Origin of the sequence: Streptomyces sp. ID05-39B (assembly GCF_033794725.1) — a bacterium.
GTDB classification, from domain to species: Bacteria; Actinomycetota; Actinomycetes; order Streptomycetales; family Streptomycetaceae; genus Streptomyces; species Streptomyces bobili.
In genome coordinates, this window is the sequence record NZ_JARGEF010000011.1 from 13,806 (window position 1) to 39,068 (window position 25,263).

Annotated in this window: 24 protein-coding genes; 17 read left to right on the top strand and 7 right to left on the bottom strand. The window is 71.5% G+C overall.

The window, feature by feature from the left end:
- Nucleotides 1-164: 164 nt before the first annotated feature.
- From P1P75_RS04795 to P1P75_RS04805, 3 genes are read left to right on the top strand one after another with little or no spacing between them, the layout of a single operon-like run.
- The gene (locus P1P75_RS04795) at nt 165-518 is read left to right on the top strand and encodes an HIT domain-containing protein (RefSeq protein ID WP_319252145.1); all 354 of its coding nucleotides are present in this window, start codon (nt 165-167) and stop codon (nt 516-518) included.
- A 3-nt stretch (nt 519-521) separates the two neighbouring features.
- A complete protein-coding gene (locus P1P75_RS04800) occupies nt 522-1,427 on the top strand; it encodes a ribonuclease Z (protein WP_319252146.1) in 906 nt (301 codons plus the stop codon).
- A 38-nt stretch (nt 1,428-1,465) separates the two neighbouring features.
- The gene (locus P1P75_RS04805) at nt 1,466-2,455 is read left to right on the top strand and encodes an adenosine deaminase (RefSeq protein ID WP_319252147.1); all 990 of its coding nucleotides are present in this window, start codon (nt 1,466-1,468) and stop codon (nt 2,453-2,455) included.
- Here P1P75_RS04805 and P1P75_RS04810 read toward each other — a convergent pair.
- Nucleotides 2,452-2,628, bottom strand: a complete 177-nt coding sequence (locus tag P1P75_RS04810) for a hypothetical protein (protein ID WP_319252148.1) — start codon at nt 2,626-2,628, stop codon at nt 2,452-2,454. The genes P1P75_RS04805 and P1P75_RS04810 overlap by 4 nt on opposite strands.
- Nucleotides 2,629-3,059: 431 nt before the next feature.
- Entirely contained in the window at nt 3,060-4,406 is a 1,347-nt protein-coding gene (locus P1P75_RS04815) for an MFS transporter (RefSeq protein ID WP_319252149.1), read from the bottom strand.
- A gap of 271 nt (nt 4,407-4,677) precedes the next feature.
- On the opposite strand from P1P75_RS04815, the gene P1P75_RS04820 reads away from it, so the two are divergent.
- From P1P75_RS04820 to P1P75_RS04865, 10 genes are all read left to right on the top strand, one after another.
- On the top strand, nt 4,678-5,967 hold the full coding sequence (locus tag P1P75_RS04820) for a glucarate dehydratase family protein (RefSeq protein WP_319252150.1): 1,290 nt from the start codon (nt 4,678-4,680) through the stop codon (nt 5,965-5,967).
- A 115-nt stretch (nt 5,968-6,082) separates the two neighbouring features.
- Nucleotides 6,083-7,204: a PfkB family carbohydrate kinase gene (locus P1P75_RS04825; protein ID WP_319252151.1), complete on the top strand. Its 1,122-nt coding sequence runs from the start codon at nt 6,083-6,085 to the stop codon at nt 7,202-7,204.
- 156 nt (nt 7,205-7,360) lie between these two features.
- On the top strand, nt 7,361-8,416 hold the full coding sequence (locus tag P1P75_RS04830) for a PhoH family protein (RefSeq protein WP_319252152.1): 1,056 nt from the start codon (nt 7,361-7,363) through the stop codon (nt 8,414-8,416).
- A gap of 12 nt (nt 8,417-8,428) precedes the next feature.
- Nucleotides 8,429-8,926, top strand: coding sequence for an rRNA maturation RNase YbeY (gene ybeY, locus P1P75_RS04835; RefSeq protein ID WP_086768572.1), 498 nt, complete (start codon nt 8,429-8,431; stop codon nt 8,924-8,926).
- A complete protein-coding gene (locus tag P1P75_RS04840) occupies nt 8,923-10,224 on the top strand; it encodes a hemolysin family protein (RefSeq protein WP_319252153.1) in 1,302 nt (433 codons plus the stop codon). Before ybeY ends, P1P75_RS04840 begins: the two co-directional genes overlap by 4 nt.
- Complete coding sequence (locus P1P75_RS04845; protein WP_319252154.1) at nt 10,221-10,580, top strand: MmcQ/YjbR family DNA-binding protein; 360 nt, start codon at nt 10,221-10,223, stop codon at nt 10,578-10,580. Before P1P75_RS04840 ends, P1P75_RS04845 begins: the two co-directional genes overlap by 4 nt.
- A 175-nt stretch (nt 10,581-10,755) precedes the next feature.
- The gene (locus tag P1P75_RS04850) at nt 10,756-11,109 is read left to right on the top strand and encodes a cytidine deaminase (protein WP_319252155.1); all 354 of its coding nucleotides are present in this window, start codon (nt 10,756-10,758) and stop codon (nt 11,107-11,109) included.
- A 179-nt stretch (nt 11,110-11,288) separates the two neighbouring features.
- Nucleotides 11,289-11,765 (top strand): hypothetical protein, encoded by a 477-nt coding sequence (locus tag P1P75_RS04855; RefSeq protein WP_319252156.1) that lies wholly within the window; start codon nt 11,289-11,291, stop codon nt 11,763-11,765.
- 172 nt (nt 11,766-11,937) lie between these two features.
- Complete coding sequence (locus P1P75_RS04860; protein WP_319252157.1) at nt 11,938-13,278, top strand: beta-xylosidase; 1,341 nt, start codon at nt 11,938-11,940, stop codon at nt 13,276-13,278.
- Between the two features lie 94 nt (nt 13,279-13,372).
- Nucleotides 13,373-14,386, top strand: a complete 1,014-nt coding sequence (locus tag P1P75_RS04865) for a DUF916 domain-containing protein (protein WP_319252158.1) — start codon at nt 13,373-13,375, stop codon at nt 14,384-14,386.
- Here P1P75_RS04865 and P1P75_RS04870 read toward each other — a convergent pair.
- Both P1P75_RS04870 and P1P75_RS04875 read right to left on the bottom strand, forming a co-directional pair.
- Nucleotides 14,280-14,618: a P-II family nitrogen regulator gene (locus P1P75_RS04870; RefSeq protein ID WP_319252159.1), complete on the bottom strand. Its 339-nt coding sequence runs from the start codon at nt 14,616-14,618 to the stop codon at nt 14,280-14,282. The genes P1P75_RS04865 and P1P75_RS04870 overlap by 107 nt on opposite strands.
- Nucleotides 14,615-15,925, bottom strand: coding sequence for an ammonium transporter (locus tag P1P75_RS04875; protein ID WP_319252191.1), 1,311 nt, complete (start codon nt 15,923-15,925; stop codon nt 14,615-14,617). Before P1P75_RS04875 ends, P1P75_RS04870 begins: the two co-directional genes overlap by 4 nt.
- 183 nt (nt 15,926-16,108) lie before the next feature.
- Between P1P75_RS04875 and era the strand changes: the two genes are divergently transcribed.
- A complete protein-coding gene (gene era / locus P1P75_RS04880) occupies nt 16,109-17,062 on the top strand; it encodes a GTPase Era (protein WP_319252160.1) in 954 nt (317 codons plus the stop codon).
- A gap of 248 nt (nt 17,063-17,310) precedes the next feature.
- On the opposite strand, the gene P1P75_RS04885 is transcribed toward era, so the two are convergent.
- The 3 genes from P1P75_RS04885 to P1P75_RS04895 form a co-directional block, all read right to left on the bottom strand.
- Nucleotides 17,311-18,636 (bottom strand): GH1 family beta-glucosidase, encoded by a 1,326-nt coding sequence (locus tag P1P75_RS04885; protein ID WP_319252161.1) that lies wholly within the window; start codon nt 18,634-18,636, stop codon nt 17,311-17,313.
- A 68-nt stretch (nt 18,637-18,704) separates the two neighbouring features.
- Nucleotides 18,705-18,971, bottom strand: coding sequence for a protealysin inhibitor emfourin (locus P1P75_RS04890; protein ID WP_319252162.1), 267 nt, complete (start codon nt 18,969-18,971; stop codon nt 18,705-18,707).
- Nucleotides 18,972-18,992: 21 nt separating this feature from the next.
- A complete protein-coding gene (locus P1P75_RS04895; RefSeq protein ID WP_319252163.1) occupies nt 18,993-20,063 on the bottom strand; it encodes a M4 family metallopeptidase in 1,071 nt (356 codons plus the stop codon).
- Nucleotides 20,064-20,380: 317 nt separating this feature from the next.
- Between P1P75_RS04895 and leuA the strand changes: the two genes are divergently transcribed.
- The 3 genes from leuA (at nt 20,381) to P1P75_RS04910 (ending at nt 25,200) form a co-directional block, all read left to right on the top strand.
- Nucleotides 20,381-22,102 (top strand): 2-isopropylmalate synthase, encoded by a 1,722-nt coding sequence (gene leuA / locus P1P75_RS04900; protein WP_319252164.1) that lies wholly within the window; start codon nt 20,381-20,383, stop codon nt 22,100-22,102.
- Nucleotides 22,103-22,289: 187 nt separating this feature from the next.
- On the top strand, nt 22,290-22,988 hold the full coding sequence (locus tag P1P75_RS04905) for a TerB family tellurite resistance protein (protein ID WP_319252165.1): 699 nt from the start codon (nt 22,290-22,292) through the stop codon (nt 22,986-22,988).
- Between the two features lie 142 nt (nt 22,989-23,130).
- Nucleotides 23,131-25,200, top strand: a complete 2,070-nt coding sequence (locus tag P1P75_RS04910) for an MMPL family transporter (protein WP_319252166.1) — start codon at nt 23,131-23,133, stop codon at nt 25,198-25,200.
- Nucleotides 25,201-25,263 lie beyond the last annotated feature (63 nt).

Genomic DNA, 25,263 nt, shown 5'->3' on the forward strand with positions numbered 1-25,263 from the left:
CGGGGTGGCCGTCCCTCGCGGCTGCCGCTCCGCCCCGCCGCTCCCGGGCCCGGACCGTCTCGCCGTCGAGGGCCGGACGGGCCGCATGACGACGGTCCGCGCTGCATCGTGCCGGCCGTCGCTACGATGCCCCGTAAGAGATCACCGGTGCGAGGAGGATCCGAATGCCAGGCGAGCCGCAGGACGACTGTCTGTTCTGCAAGATCGTGGCGGGGACGATCCCCGCGACGATCGTGCGCGAGACCGAGACGACCGTCGCCTTCCGGGACATCAACCCGCAGGCGCCCACGCACGTCCTCGTGATCCCCAAGGCGCACCATGTGGACGCCGCCGCCCTCGCCGCCGAGGCGCCGCAGCTCGCCGCGGACGTCCTGTGCGAGACGCGGGCGGTCGCCGACGACGAGAAGCTGGAGAGCTACCGCATCATCTTCAACACCGGCAGCGGCGCCGGTCAGACCGTCTGGCACGCCCATGCTCACGTCCTGGGCGGCCGTGGCCTCCAGTGGCCCCCCGGCTGATCCGTGTCCGTACGTGAACTCGTCGTCCTCGGGACCGCCAGCCAGGTCCCGACCCGGCACCGCAACCACAACGGCTACTTCCTGCGCTGGGACGGCGAGGGCATCCTCTTCGATCCCGGCGAGGGCACGCAGCGCCAGATGCTGCGGGCCGGGGTCGCCGCGCACGACCTGCACCGGATCTGCGTCACGCACTTCCACGGCGACCACTGTCTGGGTGTCGCCGGGGTGATCCAGCGCGTCAACCTGGACCGCGTCCCGCATCCGGTCACCGCCCACTTCCCGCGGTCCGGGCAGCGCTTCTTCGACCGGCTCCGGTACGCCACCGCCTACCGCGAGACCGTCGGCGTCACGGAGGTCCCGGTGGACGGCGACGGACCCCTCGCCGTCACGCCGTCGTACACGCTGGACGCCCGCCGGCTCTCGCACCCGGTGGAGTCCTACGGCTACCGGCTGACCGAGCCCGACGGCCGCCGCATGCTGCCCGACCGGCTCGCCGCGCGCGGTGTCCGGGGGCCGGACGTCGGCCGGATCCAGCGGGAGGGATCGGTCGGCGGGGTGTCGCTGGAGGAGGTCAGCGAGGTGCGGCGCGGTCAGCGGTTCGCGTTCGTCATGGACACCCGTCTGTGCGACGGGGTGGGGGAGCTGGCGGAGGGCTGCGACATGCTGGTCATCGAGTCGACGTTCCTCGACGAGGACGAGCAGCTCGCCGTGGACCACGGCCATCTGACCGCCGGTCAGGCGGCGCGGGTCGCGCGGGACGCCGGTGTCCGGCACCTCGTGCTCACCCACTTCAGCCAGCGCTACAGCGAACCCGAGGAGTTCGAGCGGCAGGCGCGGGCCGCCGGGTTCGTGGGGGAGCTGACGGTGGCACACGACCTGCTGCGGGTGCCCGTTCCGAAACGGCGGTAGGTTCTGAAACCGCGCTAATGCACCCGTACGATGCTTCGATGCCCCTCCCCAAAGCCGAACTGCACCTGCACATCGAAGGCACGCTGGAGCCGGAGCTGGCCTTCGAGCTGGCCGCCCGCAACGGTGTCGAGCTGCCGTACGCCGACACCGAGGCACTCCGCGAGGCGTACCGGTTCGAGGACCTCCAGTCGTTCCTGAACCTGTACTACGAGCTGATGGCGGTCCTGCGCACCGAGCGGGACTTCGAGGACCTGGCCGACGCCTACCTCGCCCGTGCCGCCGCGCAGGGCGTGCGGCACGCGGAGATCTTCTTCGACCCGCAGGCCCACCTCGCCCGGGGCGTCGGGATGGGCACGGTCGTCGAGGGCCTGTGGCGGGCGCTCGGCCGCAGCGAGACGGACCACGGCGTCTCCACCCGGCTGATCATGTGCTTCCTGCGCGACGAGTCCGCCGAGTCGGCGCTGGAGACCCTCGACGCCGCGAAGCCGTACCTCGACCGGATCACCGGCATCGGGCTGGACTCGGCGGAGGTCGGGCATCCGCCCGTGAAGTTCCGCGAGGTCTACGAGGCCGCCGCGGCCCTCGGCCTGCGGCGGGTCGCGCACGCCGGTGAGGAGGGGCCGCCGGAGTACATCACCGAGGCCCTCGACGTGCTCGGGATCGAGCGCGTCGACCACGGACTGCGCTGCATGGAGGACCCGGCGCTGGTGGAGCGCCTGGTGCGGGAGCGGATCCCGCTGACGCTGTGCCCGCTGTCCAACGTACGGCTGCGGACCGTCGACGTCCTCGCCGACCACCCGCTGCCCGCGATGCTCGACGCCGGGCTGCTCTGCACGGTCAACTCCGACGACCCGGCCTACTTCGGCGGCTACGCGGGCGACAACTTCGACGCCGTACGGTCGCAGCTGGGCCTGGGCGAGGAGCGGCTGCGCGAACTGGCCCGCAACTCCTTCACCGCCTCCTTCCTGGAGGACGACGAGAAGCTGCGGGCGCGGTACCTGGCCGAGGTCGACGCGTACGAGTTCTAGGACGCCCGGCCCTCCCGGTGGACCCGGTCCACGAGGATGTCGATGACGAGCGGGGTGCGCGGGCCGAAGCCGAGCAGGACGCCGTCCTCCATGCCGACGACGCGGCGGTTCAGGCCCCGCGTCGACCACCGCAACGCGGGCGACCGCTCCCAGGACGTCCGTATCCCGGTCACCTTCGAGAGCCAGGGCCCCGGTGAGGGCAACGGCGGCGGCGACGGCGTCGACGTGCCGCCCGGCACCGTCCGCTATGTCAGGCAGACCGACTTCCCCACCGCCGGCAAGGTCCGCGACCTGCTGCTGCACCCCGAGTCCGGGAAGCTCTACGCCGGCTCGGACGACGTCGTCGACACCGGGGACGTCGACGAGCGCGGCCTGTGGGTCCTCGACGCCGCCGACGGCAAGGTCCTCACCCACCTCACGAGGTCCCCCGGCGCGGGCGGCACCGTGCTCGAACGCGTCGTCAGCCAGATCGCCCGGCCCCTCGCCGGGGACGGCGTCCTCTTCCACCACCCCTTCGCGGCCTCGGCACCGCCAGGGACGGCGACCGGGAGGCCGCCACCGGCAGCCAGATCCGGACGCCAGGTTCCGAGCCGTACCCGGAAAGCTAGACCCCGGCCCCCGGCGCGCCCCCCGCGTGCCGGGGCCCCGCCGTGTCGTACGCCCCCTGGCTGGACACACCCGCCGCAGCATCCACCGGAATCTCCACGACCTCCTGTTCCGCCGCGCCGACCTGCGGCACCGCCCCGCTGGGCGTGCCGGTGGACGCGGCGAGGAGGGCCGCCGGGGTCCCGCCGCGCCGCCGGACCGCGCCCGGCAGCAGCGGACGTCCGCTCGTGTGCAGCGCGACGACGGTCATCGGCACCGCGACGACCAGCAGCCCGGCGCCCAGCACCAGCCCCATCACCGGAAAACCGGCCCGCGCCGACAGGAGGCTCCCGGTGATCGGCCCCGCCGCCGTCCCCAGCGAGGCCGCCGAGCCGACGAGGACCGCCCAGCGCCCGCGCGGGTCGAGCGAGGCGGCCAGCCCGATGAGGTACGACAGCACGATCGGGTAGAAGACGTTCCAGGCGATCTCCCCGGCCGCGAAACTCGCCGGCCCGGTCGCCGAGGCGCTCGCCACGACGCACCCGGCGATCAGCACGGTCCCGCCGCCGATGGGCAGCGCCCGGCCCAGCCGCGCCCCCAGCGCACCGGCGCCCAGTACGCCCAGCAGCCCGGCGCCGAGCGCCACGGCGAAGACGACTCCGACGGCGGCCTCGCTGAGATGGGCCTGCGTGAGACCGATCCGCCCGCTGACGCCCCACAGGGAGTTCTGCACCAGCGACCAGAACGGCATGGCGGCGACCAGCAACAGCCCGGACCGCAGATGCGGCAGCCGCGCGGCACGCCCCTCGGCCGGGGCCGCCGCCACGGCCCTACGCCCCGGAAGCCGCCCGGTGAGCGGCCATACGGCGACGGCGGTGAGGGCGATCGCGGCCAGCGGCTGCCCGTGCCCGGCGCCGAGGTGCGGCACCGTCAGATAGACGGCACCGGCGAGCGCGGACACCCCGAGCAGACCGAGCGTGGAGGCGCGGTGCGGGTCGGGCTCGGCGGCGATCCGGGTGGCGGCGACGGTGGTGGCCGTACCGGACCCGAAGCCGCCGAGAACGGCACCCGCGACGACCGCGGGGACGCTGTCGGCGAGGGCGGCCCCGCCGTACCCGAGGACGGCGAGGACGAGGCCGATCCGGGCCAGGGCGCGGGCCCCGGTCCGCTCGACGCGCGAGGCCAGCGCGAACCCGGCCGAGGCCGCACTCAGCAGCAGCGCACTGCCGACGGCACCGGACTGCGTGGCCGACAGGGGAAGCCCCGAGTCCAGCCGTCCCACGACGGTGGGCAGCAGATAGGGAGCGAGATACCCGGCCGTGAAAAGGGCGACGAGGGGCCAGGGAGTGGTGCGGGGCGCGAACACGGGCGTTCCAGGGCAGGCGAAAGGAGCGGCGGCTCAGAAAGAGAGGGGGAGGAGCGACGACCGTCGACGGACAGGAACGCGCCGCCAATTTGTATCAAGCACGCAGTTCTCAACAGAAGTGGGGAGTGGGTGATCTGGATCACAGAAAGTTTGGTCGCCGGTGTTCCGGGTAAGAGCGCGCCCCTCCGTCGGGGCTCCGTTGACGCGAAGGAAACCGGTACCTAGCCTGCATCTCCATACGTGGACGACTTTCACATAGGGAGATGGCCGGGTGGACCTCACCATCAAGGACGTACGGCTCACGCCGATCCTGATCGCCGACCCGCCCCTCCTCAACACGCAGGGCGTGCACCAGCCGTACACCCCGCGCCTGATCGTGGAGGTCGTGACGGCGGACGGCGTCACGGGCGTCGGGGAGACCTACGGCGACTCCAAGTACCTGGACCTGGCCCGCCCCTACGCGAAGAAGCTGCCCGGCCGGAAGGTCAGCGACGTGAACGCGCTGTTCACCCTCGGGGACGAGGTGGACGTGGACCGGTCACGGATCTCCGACCAGGTGGACGTGGGCGGCCTGCGGGGCGTCCAGACGGCCGACAAGCTGCGTCTGTCCGTCGTCTCGGCCTTCGAGGTCGCCTGCCTGGACGCCCTCGGCAAGACCCTCGGCCTGCCGGTGCACGCGCTGCTGGGCGGCAAGGTGCGCGACGCCGTCGAGTACAGCGCCTACCTCTTCTACAAGTGGGCGGACCATCCCGAGGCGGTGCCTCACGAGAGGGACGACTGGGGCGCGGCCACCGACCCGGCCGGCATCGTGCAGCAGGCCCGTACGTTCAAGGAGCGGTACGGATTCACCTCGTTCAAGCTCAAGGGCGGTGTCTTCCCGCCGGACGAGGAGATCGCCGCCGTACGGGCCCTCGCCGAGGCGTTCCCCGGCCACCCCCTCCGCCTGGACCCCAACGGGGCCTGGAGCGTGGAGACCTCACTGCGGGTGGCCCGCGAACTGCGGGACGTCCTCGAATACCTGGAGGACCCGGCACTGGGCACCCCGGCCATGGCCGAGGTGGCGGCGGGAACGGACGTACCGCTCGCGACGAACATGTGCGTGACGACCTTCGCGGAGATCAAGGAGGCCTTCGCCCGCGACGCCGTCCAGGTGGTCCTCTCCGACCACCACTACTGGGGCGGGCTGCGCAACACCCAGCACCTGGCCGCGATCTGCCGCACCTTCGGCGTCGGGGTGTCGATGCACTCCAACACCCACCTGGGCGTCAGCCTCGCCGCCATGACCCACGTGGCGGCCACCGTCCCGGGCCTCCACCACGCCTGCGACTCCCACTACCCCTGGCAGTCCGAGGACGTCCTGACCGAGCGCCTCACCTTCACCGACGGCAGGATCACCGTCCCCGACACCCCGGGCCTGGGCGTGGACCTGGACCGGGACCGTCTCCAGCACCTCCACCGACGCTGGCTGGACGACGACGGCACCTACCACGACCGCGACGACGAATCGGCGATGCGCGTGGCCACCCCGACGTGGAGGACACCGCCGATGCCCCGCTGGTAGCACCCGCCCACCCCCGCCCACCAGCGACACCCGCCCGCCCCTTCCCCGACGCACCCCCCGTTGTCAGCCCCGTGGTGCACACTGGCCGAATCGGCACCACGTCAGGGAGCACACCGTGACCGCGTCCACCGGAGAGGGACACCACCGACACCCACGCCAGGCCCAGGTAGACCCCCTGGCCGCCCGGCGCGCGTCCACGGACCCGCCGTGGGACGTCTACCTCACCGGCACCGTTTTCCTGGACATCATCTTCACCGGCCTGGACTCGGCCCCCGTGCGCGGCACCGAGTCCTGGGCCCGCGGCATGGGCTCCAGCCCCGGCGGCGTGGCGAACATGGCAGCCGCCCTGGCCCGCCTCGGCCTGCGGACGTCCCTGGCGGCGGCCTTCGGCGACGACCACTACGGCGAGTACTGCTGGGACACCCTGGAGCAGGGTGAGGGCATCGACCTGACCGCGTCCCGCACGGTCCCCGGCTGGCACTCCCCGGTCACGGTCTCGATGGCGTACGAGGGCGAGCGCACGATGGTCTCCCACGGCCACGAACCGCCCCCCGAGGAACCCGACCCCGCCTCTCCGCCGCACGCCAGAGCGGCCGTCGCCTCGCTGGTCCCCGGCAAACGGGCACCCTGGATCGCGCAGGCGGCGAGCCGCGGGACCCGCGTCTTCGCGGACGTCGGCTGGGACGACACGGGCGCCTGGGACCTGGCGGGCCTGCCCGACCTGGAGCACTGCGAGGCGTTCCTGCCGAACGCGCAGGAGGCCATGCGCTACACGGGCTCCGGCTGCCCGCGCGCCGCGGCCCGCGCGTTGACCCAGTACGTACCGCTCGCCGTGGTCACCCTCGGCGCGGAGGGTGCGTACGCGGTGGACGGCCGCACGGGCGAGACGGCGGAGGTCCCCGCGATCGCCGTCGAGGCGCTGGATCCGACGGGCGCCGGGGACGTCTTCGTGGCCGGTTTCGTCACGGGCACGCTGGCGGACTGGCCGCTCGCGGACCGGCTGGCGTTCGCCGGCCTGACCGCCGCGCTGTCGGTGCAGGAGTTCGGCGGCTCGCTGTCCGCGCCGGGCTGGTCGGAGGTCGCCGAGTGGTGGCGCCGCGTGCAGTCGGCGGAGGGCCAGAACCCGGAGGCGCTGCGCCGGTACGCGTTCCTGGAGGATCTGCTCCCCACCCAGCAGGCCACCCCGTGGCCCCGCCTCAGGGCGGTCCCGACGATCGGTTTCGGCCGCTCGGCCTGACCGGCCCGCCCCACCGGCGGCCCGCCGCCCGCGGACCTCCCTGTTCGAAAAGCCCTACGGCGTTGTCAGCCCCCTGGCGTACCCTGGAAATCGCCAGGCTGCCCTCGTGGCAGGGGAGACGCATCCGGGAGGACGTAGAGGCCTTCGGGCCGGCCTATGACTCAGACACCGACAGCTCACACGCCCGCGCAGGGCGAGGCGAGAGCACAGTTCACCGTTCCCGCCCAGCACCTGATGGTGACCGTGCTGGGGTCCGGAGATTCACTTCTGCGCGTGATCGAGACGGCCTTCCCGGCGGCCGACATCCATGTCCGGGGCAATGAGATCAGCATGGTCGGCGGCCCGCGAGAAGTCGCCATGATCCAGCGCCTGTTCGACGAGATGATGCTGGTGCTCCGCACCGGGCAGCCGATGACGGAGGACGCAGTGGAACGCTCGATCGCCATGTTGCGGGTGAGTGAGAACGGGACGGGTGACGGCCCGGAGACCCCGGCCGAGGTACTGACGCAGAACATCCTGTCGTCGCGCGGCCGCACCATCCGCCCCAAGACCCTCAACCAGAAGCGGTACGTCGACGCGATCGACAAGCACACGATCGTCTTCGGCATCGGCCCGGCCGGTACCGGCAAGACCTATCTGGCGATGGCCAAGGCGGTCCAGGCCCTCCAGTCCAAGCAGGTCAACCGCATCATCCTGACCCGCCCGGCGGTCGAGGCGGGCGAGCGGCTCGGATTCCTGCCCGGCACCCTCTACGAGAAGATCGACCCCTACCTGCGCCCGCTGTACGACGCGCTGCACGACATGCTGGACCCGGACTCGATCCCGAAGCTGATGGCCTCGGGGACGATCGAGGTGGCGCCGCTGGCGTACATGCGGGGTCGCACGCTCAATGACGCGTTCATCATCCTGGACGAGGCCCAGAACACGAGCGCCGAGCAGATGAAGATGTTCCTGACCAGGCTCGGCTTCGACTCGAAGGTCGTCGTCACGGGTGACGTCACCCAGGTCGACCTGCCGAGCGGGACCAAGTCCGGCCTGCGCCAGGTCCAGGACATCCTGGAGGGCCTCGACGACGTCCACTTCTCGCGGCTCACGTCCCACGATGTCGTACGGCACAAGCTGGTCGGCCGTATCGTCGACGCGTACGAGAAGTACGACAACGAGAACGGTACGGAGAACGGCACCCACAAGGGCCGTGACAAGCGGAAGTAGACCAGCGCCACCATGTCGATCGACGTCAACAACGAGTCCGGAACCGAGGTCGACGAGCAGGCGATCCTCGACATCGCCCGCTACGCCCTCGCACGGATGCGCATCCACCCCCTCTCCGAACTGTCGGTGATCGTGGTGGACGCCGACGCCATGGAGCAGTTGCACATCCAGTGGATGGACCTGCCGGGGCCGACGGACGTCATGTCCTTCCCCATGGACGAGCTGCGTCCGCCGTCGAAGGACGACGACGAGCCCCCGCAGGGCCTCCTCGGCGACATCGTGCTGTGCCCCGAGGTCGCCAAGAAGCAGGGTGACGAAGCGCCGACGAAGCACTCCATGGACGAGGAGCTCCAGTTGCTCGCCGTCCACGGAGTGCTGCACCTGCTGGGCTACGACCACGAGGAGCCCGACGAGAAGGCCGAGATGTTCGGTCTCCAGGCGGCCATCGTGGACGGCTGGCGGGCGGAGAAGGGCATGACCGGCCCGTCCCCGGCCCCGACCGTGTCATGAGCCTTCCCCTCGTCTCCGGCGCGATCGCCCTGGTCGTCGTCGCCTGGCTCGCCGCCTGCGCGGAGGCGGGCCTCGCGCGGGTCTCCAGTTTCCGCGCGGAGGAATCCGTCCGCTCCGGGCGGCGCGGCAGCGCGAAACTCGCCCAGGTCGCGGCCGACCCGACCCGCTACCTCAACGTGGCGCTGCTGGTCCGTGTGGTCTGCGAGATGGCGGCGGCCGCGCTGGTCACCTACGCCTGCCTGAAGTCGATCGAGGGCACGGCGCCCGCGCTGCTGGCCGCGATCGGCGTGATGGTCCTGGTGTCGTACGTCGCGGTGGGTGTCTCCCCGCGCACCATCGGCCGCCAGCACCCGCTGAACACGGCGACGGCGGCGGCGTACGTGCTGCTGCCGCTGGCGCGGATCATGGGCCCGATCCCGTCGCTGCTGATCCTCATCGGCAACGCGCTCACGCCCGGCAAGGGCTTCCGGCGCGGCCCGTTCGCCTCCGAGGCGGAGCTGCGCGCGCTGGTCGACCTCGCGGAGAAGGAGTCGCTGATCGAGGACGACGAGCGCCGGATGGTGCACTCCGTCTTCGAGCTGGGCGACACGCTGGTGCGCGAGGTGATGGTCCCGCGCACCGACCTGGTCGTCATCGAGCGGTACAAGACGATCCGTCAGGCCCTCACCCTCGCCCTGCGCTCCGGCTTCTCCCGGATACCCGTCACCGGGGAGAGCGAGGACGACATCGTCGGCGTCGTGTATCTCAAGGACCTGGTCCGCAGGACGCACATCAGCCGGGACGCGGAGAGCGACCTGGTGTCGACGGCGATGCGGCCCGCCACGTTCGTCCCCGACACCAAGAACGCCGGCGACCTGCTCCGCGAGATGCAGCAGGAGCGCAACCACGTGGCCGTCGTCATCGACGAGTACGGCGGCACCGCGGGCATCGTCACCATCGAGGACATCCTGGAGGAGATCGTCGGGGAGATCACCGACGAGTACGACCGTGAGCTGCCGCCCGTCGAGGAACTGGGCGAGGACCGGTTCCGGGTCACCGCGCGTCTCGACATCACCGACCTCGGCGAGCTGTACGGGCTGGAGGAGTACGACGACGAGGACGTGGAGACCGTCGGCGGGCTGCTCGCGAAGGCGCTGGGCCGGGTGCCGATCGCCGGGGCCTCCTCGACCGTAGAGCTGCCCGACGGCCGCGTCCTGCGGCTGACCGCGGAGGCCGCCGCCGGCCGCCGCAACAAGATCGTGACGGTGCTGGTGGAGCCGGTGGAGCCGCCGAAGGACGAGGAGGCGAAAGTCAGGTGACGCCCGAGGAGCTGCGCGGTCTGTGCCTGTCGTTCGACGCGGTCGTGGAGGAGTTCCCCTTCCGCCCGGAGATCTCGGTGTTCAAGGTCGGCGGCAAGCTGTTCGCGCTGACGAGTCTGGACGCGAAGCCGCTGACGGTGAACCTCAAGTGTGATCCGCAGGACGCGATCCGGCTGCGTGGGGAGTACCCCGCTCTGATCGCCCCCGGCTATCACATGAACAAGCGGCACTGGAACACGGTGACCGTTGACGGGGGCCTCCCGGAGCGGCTGGTCCGGGAGTTGGTGGAGGACTCCTACGACCTGGTCGTGGCGGGTCTGCCGAGGTCGGAACGGCTCCGCCTCGACCGGCCCTGAGGCCTGGTCGGAGGACCCGTCCGGACGTGACCCTGCGACGGTCGGAGGACCCGTCCCCATCTGACCCTGAGACGGTCGGAGGACCCGTCCGGACGTGCCCCTGAGACGGGCCCGAGGACCCGTCCAGACGTCACCCTGAGCATCCGCCGGCGGTGGCTCTTCGTATGCTCGGGGCATGACCGACATCAACGCGCTTGACCCCGAGGACCGCAAGATCGTCACCCTGGCCCGCTCGGCGCGGGCCCGCAACGGGGTGCCCGAGGGGGCCGCCGTACGGGACGAGACGGGACGGACGTATGTCGCCGGGACGGTGGATCTGCCCTCGCTGAAGCTGAGCGCGGTGCAGACGGCGGTGGCGATGGCGGTGGCGTCGGGGGCGGAGTCGTTGGAGGCGGCCGCGGTGGTGACCGCCGCGGAGGCCGCCGCGAAGGCGGATCTGGCCGCTGTCGCCGACCTCGGTGGGCCGGGGACGCCGCTGCTGGTGGCCGGGCCCGACGGTGTCGTCCGGGCGGCCGTCTCCGCCGACTGAGCCGCCCGACACGCAGGTAGGCCGGAATTCAACCTTGTCGTTCTTCCGTCGCCACGCGTCAATGGAACCGTAAAATCCGACGGACCGTCAGATGCACTCCCCCTCGGCACCGGTGACCGCACCCACCCGTTCCGCTTCGGCCGTCCGTCTCCCCACATCCGGAAGGAGCCGGAAACTCCATGAGAGGCAAGCGAATCGGATCAGGTGCGGCACTGCTGGCGGGGACCCTCGCGGTCACCGGACTGGCGCTCGCACCCTCTGCCGCCGCCGTCACTCCGACGACGGCGACCGTCACCGCGAACTGCGGTCTGTTCGGCGGGGGTGCGGCCACCCTCACGGCCACCCAGAGCGGCACCTCCGCCACCCTCAAGCTCTCGTCCACCGCGATCACCGCGCCGATCGCGATCGGCGCGAACAGCATCACCTCCACGCTCACGATGGCGAACTCGGCCGGGTCCGCCAGGGTCTTCACCGGCACCGTGAACCCGGCCATGGCCGTCGGGGACCCGATCGTGGTCGGACCGCTCGGCGGGACCGTGGCCGCCGGTGACAAGCTGGACCTCTATCAGGGCTCCCTGAAGATGGTCGTCTTCGGGATCACCGTCACGTGCACGGCGACCGGGCCGCAGTCGCCGGGACCGTTCGTCTTCGACTGACCGCAGTAGTGAACAGTGCCATGGAGCCGTCAGTTTCCTTACAGGACAAGGAAACTGACGGTTCGTCAGTGGAGACTGCCGAGTCCATTGACTTCTCGCGCGATCCCCCTCTCAATGCCCCCTGTCGGCGCAGACGAGCCGCTGCGCCCGCATCCCTCAGGAGGGGGCACCCATGGGTCCGACACCCCAGAGTTCCCGAAGATCCCGCAGACGGCACTGGACCGCGCTGCTCGGGGCGACCGCGCTCGCGGTCACCGCGGGCGGAGCGCTGGCGGCGCCCGCAGCCGTCGCCGCGGCGGTGGACGTGGACTTTCCGACGCACTGCGTCCCGCCGCCCATCGCCGGCATTCCGCCGATCGACGGCACCACCACCGGGAAGATCACGGTGGACGACGCCACTCCCCAGGTCGGCGACACCGTCACCGTGACGTACACGGTGGTCAAGCCCGCCGCGAGCAACCCCACCGACCTGGCCCTGCCGGCCGACATCATGACGCCCACCGGCATGGTCACCCTGGGCGGGGCGCAGACCGGCGCCGTCACCGTCGCGGGGCCGAAGAAGAACGACCCGGTGCCCGGCAAGGGCCCCTTCCCGTCCTTCTCCATGACCGGCACCTTCACCGTCACCGCACCCGGCGCGATCACCCTGTCGCCCGGCGACTACAACATCCACACCAGCTACATCCTGGAACTGGACACCCCCTGCACGGTGACCAGCCCGCCCGCGCCGGTGTCCGAGACGATCACGGCGGGGGACAACCCGCCCGCCAACACCCGGGCCATCTCGCTCGGTTCGGCCTCCGGCGCGCCGGGTGCCGCGGTGACCGTCACGGGCAGCGACTTCACTCCGGGCGCCACCGTCACCCTCGCCGGACGCTCCGGGAGCGCCCAGACCGCGGACACGGCCACCGTGACCGCGAACGCGCAGGGCGGCTTCAGCGGCTCCCTCGCCGTCGCCGACCGCACCACGACCGGGGTGGTGGCCTACGAGGGCGGCGCGTGGAGCGCGGACAAGGGCGCCGGGCCCGTCGCCTACATCGTCCTCGACGACACGCCCGTACCGGACGGGAGTCAGAAGCTGACGACGACCGTGAAGGCGGGCACCCTGTCGATGGCGCAGGCCGGGGACGCCGTCCAGCTGTCGGCGGTCGACTTCGGGACCGGCGGCGCCTCGACCGGCACCCTGAAGACGGTGACGGTCAAGGACTTCCGCGGCGGGCCCGCCGGCTGGTCGCTGACCGGCAAGGTCACCGACTTCACCGGACCCGGCGCCAAGATCGACGCCGGCAAGCTGAGCTGGACACCCGCGTGCGCGACCGACGCGGGCAGCCCGAGCACCTGCCGGGCCGGTTCGGCGGGCGTGGTGGGCACGGCAGGGGCGACCCTGGCCTCCGCCCCCGACGCCACGCTCACCGGCGGCGAGTTCACCGCCGACGCCCAGCTCTCCCTCGACGTACCGGCGTTCACGCCTCCGGGCACGTACGCTGGCGTCCTGACCCTGACGCTCACCTGACCCACGTCCACCGGTGGCCGGGCGCACCCTCGTACGCGGGTCCGCACCCGCCCGACCACCCCGCCGTGCCCGATGTCCGCGGGGGTCCGCACCCATGCGCAAGCCGTACGCCCTTCTCCTGCCGCTCCTTGTGTCTCTCCTCCTCGCCGCCCCGGCCCGTGCCGCCGACAACGGCAGCTGGTCCGTGCAGCCCGTCTCCTCGGCCGTCGCCGCGCGGCCGTACTTCTACGTCTCCGCCGACCGCGGCCAGACGATCGAGGACAAGGTCGTCGTCGTCAACAAGACGGACCGGCCCCTCACCTTCAAGCTGTACGCCGCCGACGCCTACAACACCGCGCGGGACGGCGGGTTCGCCGTACGGACGCCGGGGGAGCGGATGCGGGGGGTGGGGGCGTGGGCGAAGCCCGCGAAGGACCGGGTCACCGTGCCCGGCCGGAAGTCCGTCACCGTGCCGTTCACGATCCGGGTGCCGGCGGACGCCGAGCCCGGCGACCATCCGGGCGCGATCGTGGCGCTCGACGAGCGTGTGGAGCAGGCCGGCGGCGGGGTCGCGCTCGGGGTGCGGCGGGCCGTCGGCGCCCGCGTCTACCTCCAGGTCGGCGGCCCGACGCTGCCCGCGCTGGCCGTCGAGGACGTCAGTTTCGGCCACGACCGGCCGCTCGTCCCCGGCTTCGGCGACAGCACGGCGACGATCTCCTACACCCTGCACAACACGGGCAACGTCACCCTCGACCCGAAGGTGGAGCTACGGGCCCGCGGCCTCTTCGGCCGTACGCTGCTGGCCCGCGACCTGACCGCGGTGCCCTCCGAGCTGCTGCCCGGCCAGCGGGTCCGGCTCACCGAGGCCTGGCGGGACGCGCCCCAGCTCGACTGGGGGGACGTGACGCTGACCGCGAGCGCCAAGGACACCCGGGAGTCGGCGAGCACGTCGTTCCTCGCGCTGCCCTGGCTGGTGGTGGCGGTGGCGTTCCTCGCCGGCCTGGTGGGCGGGGTGCTGCTGGTCAGAGCGCGTCGGGGCCGCGCTCGCCGGTCCGGACCCGCACGACCGTCTCGACCGGCACGGACCAGACCTTTCCGTCGCCGATCTTCCCCGTCCGCGCGGCCTTGACGATCGCGTCCATGACGGTCTCGGACTCCGCGTCCTCGACGACGACCTCGATCCGGACCTTCGGCACGAGATCGACCTGGTACTCGGCCCCGCGGTACACCTCGGTGTGGCCGCGCTGCCGGCCGTAGCCGCTGGCCTCGGTGACGGTCAGACCGTGCACGCCCAGCTCCTGGAGGGCGGTCTTGACCTCGTCGAGGCGGTACGGCTTCACGATCGCGGTGATGAGCTTCATGCCTGGGGCTTGACCTTCTGAGCGGAGGGGACGGAGGACGCGCCGACCGGGGCGCCGTGGCCCAGGACGCCGTGATCGTATGCGGTCTCGGCGTGCACCGTAAGGTCCAGGCCGGTGTGCTCGTGCTCCTCGTCCGCCCGGAAACCGAGCGTGCGGTCGAGCAGCTTGGCGATGCCGTACGACATGAGGAAGGCGTACGCGCCGACGGCGAGGACGGCCACCAGCTGCTTGCCGAGCTGGGTGAGGCCGCCGCCGTACAGCAGGCCCTCGGGGCCGCCGGTCATCGACTCGACGGCGAAGACACCGATGAGGAGGGTGCCGATCACCCCGCCGACCAGGTGGACGCCGACGACGTCGAGGGAGTCGTCGTAGTTGAGCTTGAACTTCCAGCCGACGGCGTAGGAGCAGACGACGCCGGCGGCGAGGCCGACGACCAGGGCGCCGAGGAGCGAGACCGAGCCGCAGGACGGTGTGATCGCGACCAGGCCCGCGACCGCGCCGGAGGCGGCGCCCAGGGTGGTGGGGTGGCCGTCGCGCCGCTGCTCGACGAAGAGCCAGCCGAGCAGGCCGGTGCAGCCGGCGGTGAGGGTGTTGAGGAAGGCGGCGGCGGCGAGGCCGTTCGCGCCGAGGGCAGAACCCGCGTTGAAGCCGAACCAGCCGAACCAGAGCAGGCCCGCGCCCAGCATGACCATGGGGAGGTTGTGGGGGCGCATCGCGTCCTTCTTGAACCCGAGGCGCGGGCCGAGGACCAGGCACAGCGCCAGGCCCGAGGCGCCCGAGGTGATCTCCACCGGGAGTCCGCCCGCGAAGTCCAGGGCGCCGAGGCCGCTCAGGATCCAGCCGTCCGGGCCCCACACCCAGTGGGCGACGGGAACGTATACGAGGAGCGCCCAGAGGGGCACGAAGACCAGCCAGGCCCCGAATTTCGCGCGGTCCGCGATCGCGCCGCTGATCAGGGCGGCCGTGATGATCGCGAAGGTGAGCTGGAAGGTGGCGAACAGCAGGGTCGGCACGGTGTCCTGCACGCTGTCCGGGCCGAGACCGGCCATCCCGGCGTGTTCCAGGGTGCCGATGAGCCCGCCTCCGGCGTCCGGGCCGAACGCGAGGGAGTATCCGGCGGCCAGCCACACCACGGTGACCAGCGCGATCGACACGAAGCTCATCATCAGCATGTTGAGGACGCTCTTGGTGCGGACCATGCCGCCGTAGAACAGGGCGAGGCCCGGCGTCATCAGCAGGACGAGGGCGGTGGCGGCGAGCAGCCAGGCGGTGTCGCCGGTGTCGATCTGTGCGGCGGCGAGAGTCACGGGCGTCACGGTCGTCTCCAACGGTGTGGGGGCTCGTCAGAGATTCACGGGCATGCGTTTCCGGTCGCGTACGGGTGTGTTTCCGTGACGTTTCATTGCGTACGGGTTTCTGGAAACTCACGTCCGGGGGTGCTCTCGGGCGGTTGTACGGCAGGGCTTCGTGGATCAGGGAGAATGGGCGGCATGAGCGTTCGTACCCAGTCATCCGAACAGCCGGCCGAGGCCGCCCACCGGGCCGGCTTCGCCTGCTTCGTCGGCCGCCCCAACGCGGGCAAGTCCACCCTCACGAACGCTCTGGTCGGGACGAAGGTGGCCATCACCTCCAACCGTCCCCAGACCACCCGGCACACGGTCCGGGGCATCGTGCACCGGCCGGACGCGCAGCTGATCCTCGTGGACACCCCCGGGCTCCACAAGCCGCGCACCCTGCTGGGCGAGCGGCTGAACGACGTCGTACGCACCACCTGGGCCGAGGTCGACGTCATCGGCTTCTGCCTGCCCGCCAACGAGAAGCTGGGCCCCGGCGACCGGTTCATCGCCAAGGAACTGGCCGGGATCAAGCGGACGCCGAAGGTCGCGGTCGTGACGAAGACCGACCTCGTGGACTCCAAGACGCTCGCCGAGCAGCTCATCGCGCTCGACCAGCTCGGCAAGGAGCTGGGCTTCGAGTGGGCCGAGATCGTGCCCGTCTCCGCCGTCGGGGACCAGCAGGTCCAGCTGCTCGCCGACCTGCTCGTCCCGATGCTGCCGGAGAGCCCGCCGCTGTACCCCGAGGGCGACCTGACGGACGAGCCCGAGCAGGTGATGGTCGCCGAGCTGATCCGCGAGGCGGCGCTGGAGGGTGTCCGCGACGAGCTGCCGCACTCCATCGCGGTCGTCGTGGAGGAGATGCTCCCCCGCGAGGACCGCCCCGCCGACAAGCCGCTCCTCGACATCCACGCGAACATCTACATCGAGCGCCCCAGCCAGAAGGGCATCATCATCGGCCCCCAGGGCAAGCGCCTCAAGGACGTCGGCATCAAGTCCCGCAAACAGATCGAGGCACTCCTCGGAACAGCCGTCTTCCTGGACCTGCACGTGAAGGTCGCCAAGGACTGGCAGCGGGATCCGAAGCAGCTGCGCAAGCTCGGTTTCTAGGCCTCGGTACGGCTGCCGGCGGCGGTAGCCGCCCATGGATGCAGCCTGGACCTGCATGTGAAGGTCGCCAAGGACTGGCAGCGGGACCCGAAGCAGCTGCGCAAGCTCGGTTTCTAGGCCTCGGTACGGCTGCCGCGCGGCGGTAGCCGTACCTGGGGGCGGCCGGGGTCTGGGGGCGGAGCCCCCAGGTCGGGACGGGAAGGGGCGGCGGGGGCGAGACACCCGGTCTGCCGACGCCACCCCCTTCCTCACCTCTGGTTCCGCAGGACCTCCCGCAGCCACGCGTACGACGCCTTGGGCGTGCGCTTCAGGACGCCGGGGTCGGAGAAGTCCACGTGGACCAGGCCGAAGCGGCGTTCGTAGCCCTCCGCCCACTCGAAGTTGTCCAGCAGCGACCACACGAAGTAGCCGCGCACGTCCACGCCCGCCTCCACCGCCCGGTGCAGGGCGCGCAGATGCCCGTCGAGGTAGGCGATGCGGTCCTGGTCGTCGATGCCGGGGTAGCTGCACCCGTTCTCGGTGATGACGACCGGCGGGAGGCGGTCGCCGTAGCGCTCCTTGAAGCCGGTGAGCAGTTCGGTGAGGCCTTCCGGCACCACCGGCCAGCCGAAGTCGGTGACCGGGACGTTCTCGATCTGCTGGACGGTGAAGGGGAGTTCGGCCGGGATGCGCACCCCGCCGAACTCGATCTCGGTGCCCTGCGGGGCGCCGACGCGGGTGGGGGCGTAGTAGTTGATGCCGTAGAAGTCGAGGGGCTCCGCGATGACCTTGAGGTCGGACGCCACGTCGCCCGGCATCAACTCGCCGAGTCCTTCGGGGTATTCGCCGAGCAGCAGCGGGTCCGCGAAGAGGCGGTTCAGCAGCACGTCGTAGAAGGCGGCGGCCTCCAGGTCGGCGGGTTCCTGAGAGGCGGGCCAGGCGGGGCCGTGGGAGTTGGCGATGCCGATGTCCCGGGCGCCGGCGGCCCGCAGCGCCTGGACGGCGAGGCCGTGGGCGAGGAGTTGGTGGTGGGCGGCGGGAAGCGCGTCGAACATGAGCTGCCGGCCGGGGGCGTGGGTGCCCAGGGCGTGGCCCAGCAAGGTGTGTTCGGCGGGCTCGTTGATGGTGATCCACTTCTTGACGCGGTCGCCGAGGCGGTCCACGACGACGGAGACGTACTCGGCGAAGCGGTGCGCGGTGTCCCGTTCCAGCCAGTCCAGGCGGGCCGGCAGGTCCCAGTGGAAGAGGGTCGGGACCGGGCGTACGCCGGCCGCGAGCAGCTCGTCCACCAGGCGGTCGTAGAAGTCGAGGCCGCCGGGGGAGTTCACCCGGGGCCACGAGATCGAGAAGCGGTACGCGTCCACGCCGAGGCCGGCCAGGAGCGCCACGTCCTCGCCGTAGCGGTGGTAGTGGTCGCAGGCCACCGCGGCCGTGGAGCCGTCCTTGATCCGGCCCGGTTCGGCCGTGAAGGCGTCCCAGACGGACGGCTCGCGCGCGTCCGCCGCGCCCTCGATCTGATGGGCCGAGGTCGAGACGCCCCAGAGGAAGCCGTCCGGGAACTGGGGTATCGGGTTCTTCGCCATGCGCCGGATCATCCGTACTCACGGGTAAGGAAGTCAACGGGCAGGGGTGAACGACGAGTTGCGCGCCTCCGCGAGAGCGGTCACGCGCCTTCCTTCAGGACCTTCGAGATCAGCTTGCGCTGCTCCTCCGTCAGCCGGGGGTCCGAGCAGTACACCGTGGTCCCGTCCACCGTGAGCTGGTAGCTGAAGCCGTCCGGCACGCCGGCCGGCGGCACGCCCCGGCCGGCGGCGACCGCCTTCTCGGCCAGGGCGTGCCATTCGGGGGCATCGGGCCGCCCCGAGGTGTCCACCTCGGCGGCGCGCTCGATGCCCGCGAACCCGCCCGTGCGTCTCACATGAATGCGCATGGGACCGTGTCTAGTACGGATCTACAGGATCCGCACCCCCACCCGCTCCCACGCCTTCTCCACGGCCTGGAACTCCTCGCCGCCGTCGCCGAAGCGCTCCCGCGCGGCCTTCACCGTGAGTTTCGCGAAGTCGGTGAAGAACGCCTTCTCGGTCAGCTCGCCGCCGGTCAGCACGTCGTACCAGATCTGGCCCGCCTTCTCCCAGGCGAAGCCGCCGAGGGCGGTGGCGGCCAGGTAGAACGCGTGGTTGGGGATGCCCGAGTTGATGTGGACGCCGCCGTTGTCGCGGCCGGTGCGGACGTAGTCGTCCATGGTCGCGGGCTGCGGGTCCTTGCCGAGCACGTCGTCGTCGTACGCGGTGCCGGGGGCCTTCATGGAGCGCAGGGCCTGGCCGGTGACGTCCGGTGCGAGCAACTCGGCGCCGATCAGCCAGTCGGCCTCGGCGGCGGTCTGGCTCAGCGTGTACTGCTTGATGAGCGCGCCGAAGACGTCGGACATCGACTCGTTGAGGGCGCCCGGCTGGCCGTAGTAGGTGAGGTTCGCCGTGTACTGGGTGACGCCGTGGGTCAGCTCGTGGCCGATCACGTCGATGGAGCTGGTGAAGTCGACGAAGATCTCGCCGTCGCCGTCGCCGAACACCATCTGCTCGCCGTTCCAGAAGGCGTTGTTGTAGTCCTGGTCGTAGTGGACGGTGGCGTCCAGGGGCAGGCCGTCGCCGTCGATCGAGTGGCGGCCGTAGGCCTTGAGGAAGTGCTCGAAGGTGGCGCCGAGGCCCGCGTAGGCGCGGTTCACCGTGGCGTCCTGGCCCGGGTCCTCGCCCTCGCCGCGGACCTTGGTGCCGGGCAGGACCGTGCCGTGCCCGGCGTCGTACACGGTGCGCAGCGGCTGGTCCGAGGGTGCCTTCGCCGCCGGGGCCGCCGCGAGGCGGAACTCGCTGGTCACGCGGCGCCGGGAGCGCAGCTCGCTGTCGCGCACCAGGGTGCGCCGGGCGGGTCCGGAGCGTGCGGGGTCGTCGCTGCGCGCCAGGCGGTCGAGGACATGGGGCGGAACGACGGTGCAGAAGACGGGCTCGAGGCCCCCGTGAGTCGTCATGCCCGGCACCTTCGCACCGCGTGACCCCCCTGTCACCATCGGCAACCATGATTGGTGAAATGCGCCGACAAACAGCCCGGAGGTGCGCCTGTGAGTGGTATACGGCACTTTTCGTCCGGTTCGTCCGCTCGGTCCCGCATACTGGAACAGGCCCACGCGCCCCGTGGGGCTCGGCTAAAGTGCGGAGCACTATGCGTTTCGGGCTGCTTCTCCTTAGCTGCCGCGGCGAGGGCCTGTAGTCGAGGCCGACTCCCTCCCCGCGGAGCTTGGCAATGCGTCGGCCGTCCTTGTCGGACACCCTGAGGAGCCACCGCATCATGGCGAACCGCCAGCAGCCCAGTTCCATGCCGATCCACAAGTACGGGCAGTACGAGCAGGTCGACATCCCCGACCGCACCTGGCCCGGTCGGCGGATCACCGTCGCCCCCCGCTGGCTCTCCACCGACCTGCGTGACGGCAACCAGGCCCTGATCGACCCGATGTCGCCCGAGCGCAAGCGCCGGATGTTCGACCAGCTGGTCAAGATGGGCTACAAGGAGATCGAGGTCGGCTTCCCGGCCTCCGGCCAGACCGACTTCGACTTCGTGCGCTCGATCATCGAGGAAGAGGGCGCGATCCCGGACGACGTCACGATCTCCGTGCTGACCCAGGCCCGGGAGGACCTGATCGAGCGGACCGTGGAGTCCCTGAAGGGCGCCCGGCGCGCCACCGTCCATCTCTACAACGCGACCGCGCCGGTCTTCCGCCGGGTCGTGTTCCGCGGCTCCAAGGACGACATCAAGCAGATCGCCGTGGACGGCACCCGCCTGGTCATGGAGTACGCGGAGAAGCTGCTGGGCCCGGAGACCGAGTTCGGCTACCAGTACAGCCCGGAGATCTTCACCGACACCGAGCTGGACTTCGCGCTGGAGGTCTGCGAGGCGGTGATGGACGTCTACCAGCCCGGCCCCGGCCGCGAGATCATCCTGAACCTGCCGGCCACCGTCGAGCGCTCGACGCCCTCCACCCACGCCGACCGCTTCGAGTGGATGAGCCGCAACCTCTCCCGCCGCGAGCACGTCTGCGTCTCCGTCCACCCGCACAACGACCGCGGTACGGCCGTCGCCGCCGCCGAGCTGGCGCTGATGGCCGGCGCCGACCGTGTCGAGGGCTGCCTGTTCGGCCAGGGCGAGCGCACCGGCAACGTCGACCTGGTCACCCTGGGCATGAACCTGTTCTCGCAGGGCGTCGACCCGCAGATCGACTTCTCCGACATCGACGAGATCCGTCGTACGTGGGAGTACTGCAACCAGATGGAGGTCCACCCGCGCCACCCGTACGTGGGCGACCTGGTCTACACGTCCTTCTCCGGCTCCCACCAGGACGCCATCAAGAAGGGCTTCGACGCGATGGAGGCCGACGCGGCCGCCAAGGGCGTCACCGTGGACGACATCGAGTGGGCCGTGCCGTACCTGCCCATCGACCCGAAGGACGTCGGCCGCTCCTACGAGGCCGTCATCCGGGTCAACTCGCAGTCCGGCAAGGGCGGCATCGCCTACGTCCTGAAGAACGACCACAAGCTGGACCTGCCGCGCCGGATGCAGATCGAGTTCTCGCGGATCATCCAGGCGAAGACGGACGCCGAGGGCGGCGAGGTCACCGGCGGCGCCATCTGGGCGACCTTCCAGGACGAGTACCTGCCCAACCCGGAGAACCCGTGGGGCCGCATCCAGGTACGCAACGGCCAGTCGACCACCGACACCGACGGCGTGGACACCCTCACCGTGGACGCGGTCGTCGACGGCGAGGACACCGTCCTGTCCGGCTCGGGCAACGGTCCGATCTCGGCCTTCTTCAACGCCCTGGAGTCCATCGGCATCGACGTACGTCTGCTGGACTACCAGGAGCACACGATGAGCGAGGGAGCCTCCGCGCAGGCCGCCTCGTACATCGAGTGCGCGATCGGCGACAAGGTCCTGTGGGGCATCGGCATCGACGCCAACACGACGCGGGCCTCGCTGAAGGCGGTCGTGTCCGCCGTCAACCGCGCTACGCGCTGATCACCCTCACCGGGAGTCCGCGGACCCCGGCCGCCGGAAAACGGCGGCCGGGGCTCCGTCGTATATCGGCCATCCGTGCGTGGAGGTCACGGAAAGGTCTCGTCCTGGGTGCTGACTCCGCCTCACTGATGTGGCTAACATCACGAAAGCGCGTGGCGATGTTGCCGCGGCGTTACGGAGGTGCGACGTGCTGCCAGAACGGGGACAAGACGGCCGTGCCGCCACCGGGTTCGCCCGCGTGCTGGGCCACCGCACCGCCTGGACACCCGTCGGGGACGGAGAGTTCTTCTGCCCCGGCTGCGGCGGCGACCGCAACTACCAGCGGCTCACCGGCCGGCGCCGCTTCACCCTGCTGGGCCTGCCCGTCCTGCCGCGCGGCGAGACCGGCCCGGTCGTGGAGTGCGCCTCCTGCCAACGCCACTACGGCACCGACGCCCTCGACCACCCCACCACCACCCGCTTCTCCGCGATGCTCCGCGACGCCGTCCACACCGTCGCCCTCGCCGTCCTCTCCGCGAACGGCAACTGCGCCCGTACGTCCCTGGAGACGGCGGCGGTCGCGGTGCGCGCGGCCGGCTTCCCGGACTGCACCCGCGAACAGCTCGCCGCCCTCGTCGACGCCCTCGCCGCCGACACCGGCCGGGTCCACGGCGAACCCTGCACCCCCGGGCTGGCCATAGAGCTGCACGAGGCCCTCGACCCGCTCGCCCCGCACCTCGCCCCCGTCGGCCGCGAATCGATTCTGCTCCAGGGCGCCGGCATCGCCCTCGCCGACGGCCCCTACACCCCCGCCGAACGTGAGGTCCTCGCCACGGTCGGCGCGGCCCTCACCATCCGCGCCGACGAGGTCACCCGGCTGCTGGCCGCGGCCCGCACCCCGTCCTGATACTCCCCAGGGAGTAACGCGGCCCCGCGGTCACCCGCCGCGGTACACCCGAACTCGCCCTTGCGCGCGACGATCCGCCGCCCGCCGGCCGGAAGTCTGGAACCCGTCACCGGACATCCGTGCCGAAGGGAGGGCCCGTCTCATGGGGGCCGAAAAAACCAAGGGAAACCGCGCCATCCCCTGGGTGGTGCTCGCCCTGTGGATCGGGGTGCTGGCGGCCATGTCGCCGTTCGCCGCGAAACTCGCAGACGTCCAGCACGACCGCATCACCGACTACCTGCCCGCGAGCGCCGACTCCACCAAGGCCGCCAGGCTCCAGGAGCAGCTGCCGGGCGGCGAGAGCACCGAACTGGTCCTCGTCTACCACCGCGACAGCGGGCTCACCCCGGCGGACCGGGCCACGGCGCAGGAGCAGGTCACGCGGGTCGCGGGGGAACACACGCTGACCGGGACACCACGGGGGGTCCCCTCCGACGACGGCACCACACTCATGTACCCCGTCGCGAGCAACGAGCCCGGCACCGACGAGAAGCAGCGGGACGCCTTCGTCGAGGCCGTACGCCAGGAGGCGCACAGCGAGGCAGGGCTGACGGTCGAGGTCGGCGGATCGGGAGCGCTCGCCACCGACGCGGGCAAGGTCTACGACTCGCTCGGCGGACCGCTGCTCTACACCACCGTCGCCGTCGTCGCCGTACTGCTGATCCTCATCTACCGCAGCCCGGTCCTGTGGCTCGTGCCGCTCGTGGTGGCCGGAGTCTCCAACTACCTGTCCATGGGCGTCGCCTACGGCCTCAACCAGGCCTTCGGCACGACCGTCTCCGGCCAGAGTTCCGGCATCATGACCATCCTCGTCTTCGGCGCCGGCACCGACTACGCCCTCCTCCTCGTCTCCCGCTACCGCGAGGAACTGCGCCGCTTCGAACGGCCCCTGGACGCCATGCGGGCCGCCCTGCGCGGCTGCGGCCCCGCCGTCCTCGCCTCCTCCGGGACCGTCGCCGCCGGACTGCTGTGCCTGCTCGCCGCCGACCTCAACTCCAACCGGGCGATGGGCCCGCTCGGTACCGTCGGCGTGCTCTGCGCCCTCGTCGCCATGCTCACCCTGCTGCCCGCCGTCCTCGTCCTGCTGGGCCGCCGGGTGTTCTGGCCCCTGGTCCCCGCCTACGGCAGCACCCCCAAGGCCCGCCGGTCGCTGTTCGCCGCGATGGGCAGCTCAGCGGGCCGCCGCCCGCTCACCGTGCTGGCCGGCGGGGCCGTCCTGCTCGGCACGCTCGCCCTGGGCACCCTGAACCTGCCCGGCACGGTCAAGCAGGAGGACGCCTTCGTCGACCGTCCCGAGTCCGTCGCCGCCATGCGGACCCTCGGCCGCGCCTACCCGGAGGGCTCCGGGCAGCCCGTCGACGTGCTCACCCCGGCCGCCCGGACCGAAGCGACCCTCGCCGCGATCCGCGGCACCGAAGGCGTCGCCGAGGTACGCAAGGGCCGTACCGGCGGGGGCTGGACCGAGATCTCCGTGACCGCGGCGGCCCCGCCCCAGACGGCTGCCGAGACCGCGACGATCGAACGGCTGCGGGAACGCCTCGACGGCTCCTACGTCGGCGGTGCCAGCGCCCAGCAGATCGACCTCAAGGACACCAACGCCCGCGACCGGACGATCGTCGTGCCGCTCGTCCTGCTGTCGGTGCTGCTCATCCTGGTCGTCCTGCTGCGTTCCCTGGTCGCCCCGCTGCTCCTGACCGCCGCCGTCGTCGCGGTGTGGGGTGCCGCGCTGGGCCTCGGCGGGCTGCTGTTCGGTCCGGTGTTCGGCTTCGAGGGGACCGACCCGGGGCTGGGACTGCTGTCCTTCGTGTTCCTCGTCGCCCTCGGCGTCGACTACGGCATCTTCCTCATGCACCGCATGCGGGAGGAGTCCCTGCGGGGCGCCGAACCGGCCGCCGCCGCCCTCACCGCGCTGCGCACCACCGGCGGGGTCATCGCCTCCGCCGGACTGGTCCTCGCCGCGACCTTCGCCGTGCTGACCAACATGGGCCTCGTGCAACTCGTCGAGCTGGGCTTCGTCATCGCCGTCGGGGTGCTGCTGGACACCTTCCTCGTCCGCACCTACCTGGTGACCAGCGCGAGCGTGGCGCTGGGGCGGAAGGTCTGGTGGCCGGGCCGGCTGTCGCGCGCACCCGAGCCGGAACCGGCGCCCGCGCGTGAACCGGTCGCCGGCTGAACCGGGGGCGCCCCTCCCCACCGGAGGGGCGCCCCGCTCGGGCAGGATGGCCGCGAGGAAAGG

Excerpts from the sequence above, each read along its gene's own strand:
- ybeY (WP_086768572.1), top strand. The coding sequence starts at position 8,429 with ATGTCGATCGACGTCAACAACGAGTCCGGAACCGAGGTCGACGAGCAG.
- era (WP_319252160.1), top strand. The coding sequence starts at position 16,109 with ATGAGCGTTCGTACCCAGTCATCCGAACAGCCGGCCGAGGCCGCCCAC.
- P1P75_RS04855 (WP_319252156.1), top strand. The coding sequence starts at position 11,289 with ATGAGAGGCAAGCGAATCGGATCAGGTGCGGCACTGCTGGCGGGGACC.
- P1P75_RS04890 (WP_319252162.1), bottom strand. The coding sequence starts at position 18,971 with ATGCGCATTCATGTGAGACGCACGGGCGGGTTCGCGGGCATCGAGCGC.
- P1P75_RS04795 (WP_319252145.1), top strand. The coding sequence starts at position 165 with ATGCCAGGCGAGCCGCAGGACGACTGTCTGTTCTGCAAGATCGTGGCG.
- P1P75_RS04910 (WP_319252166.1), top strand. The coding sequence starts at position 23,131 with ATGGGGGCCGAAAAAACCAAGGGAAACCGCGCCATCCCCTGGGTGGTG.
- P1P75_RS04865 (WP_319252158.1), top strand. The coding sequence starts at position 13,373 with ATGCGCAAGCCGTACGCCCTTCTCCTGCCGCTCCTTGTGTCTCTCCTC.
- P1P75_RS04895 (WP_319252163.1), bottom strand. The coding sequence starts at position 20,063 with ATGACGACTCACGGGGGCCTCGAGCCCGTCTTCTGCACCGTCGTTCCG.
- P1P75_RS04860 (WP_319252157.1), top strand. The coding sequence starts at position 11,938 with ATGGGTCCGACACCCCAGAGTTCCCGAAGATCCCGCAGACGGCACTGG.
- P1P75_RS04885 (WP_319252161.1), bottom strand. The coding sequence starts at position 18,636 with ATGATCCGGCGCATGGCGAAGAACCCGATACCCCAGTTCCCGGACGGC.
- leuA (WP_319252164.1), top strand. The coding sequence starts at position 20,381 with ATGGCGAACCGCCAGCAGCCCAGTTCCATGCCGATCCACAAGTACGGG.
- P1P75_RS04850 (WP_319252155.1), top strand. The coding sequence starts at position 10,756 with ATGACCGACATCAACGCGCTTGACCCCGAGGACCGCAAGATCGTCACC.
- P1P75_RS04870 (WP_319252159.1), bottom strand. The coding sequence starts at position 14,618 with ATGAAGCTCATCACCGCGATCGTGAAGCCGTACCGCCTCGACGAGGTC.
- P1P75_RS04805 (WP_319252147.1), top strand. The coding sequence starts at position 1,466 with ATGCCCCTCCCCAAAGCCGAACTGCACCTGCACATCGAAGGCACGCTG.
- P1P75_RS04830 (WP_319252152.1), top strand. The coding sequence starts at position 7,361 with ATGACTCAGACACCGACAGCTCACACGCCCGCGCAGGGCGAGGCGAGA.
- P1P75_RS04840 (WP_319252153.1), top strand. The coding sequence starts at position 8,923 with ATGAGCCTTCCCCTCGTCTCCGGCGCGATCGCCCTGGTCGTCGTCGCC.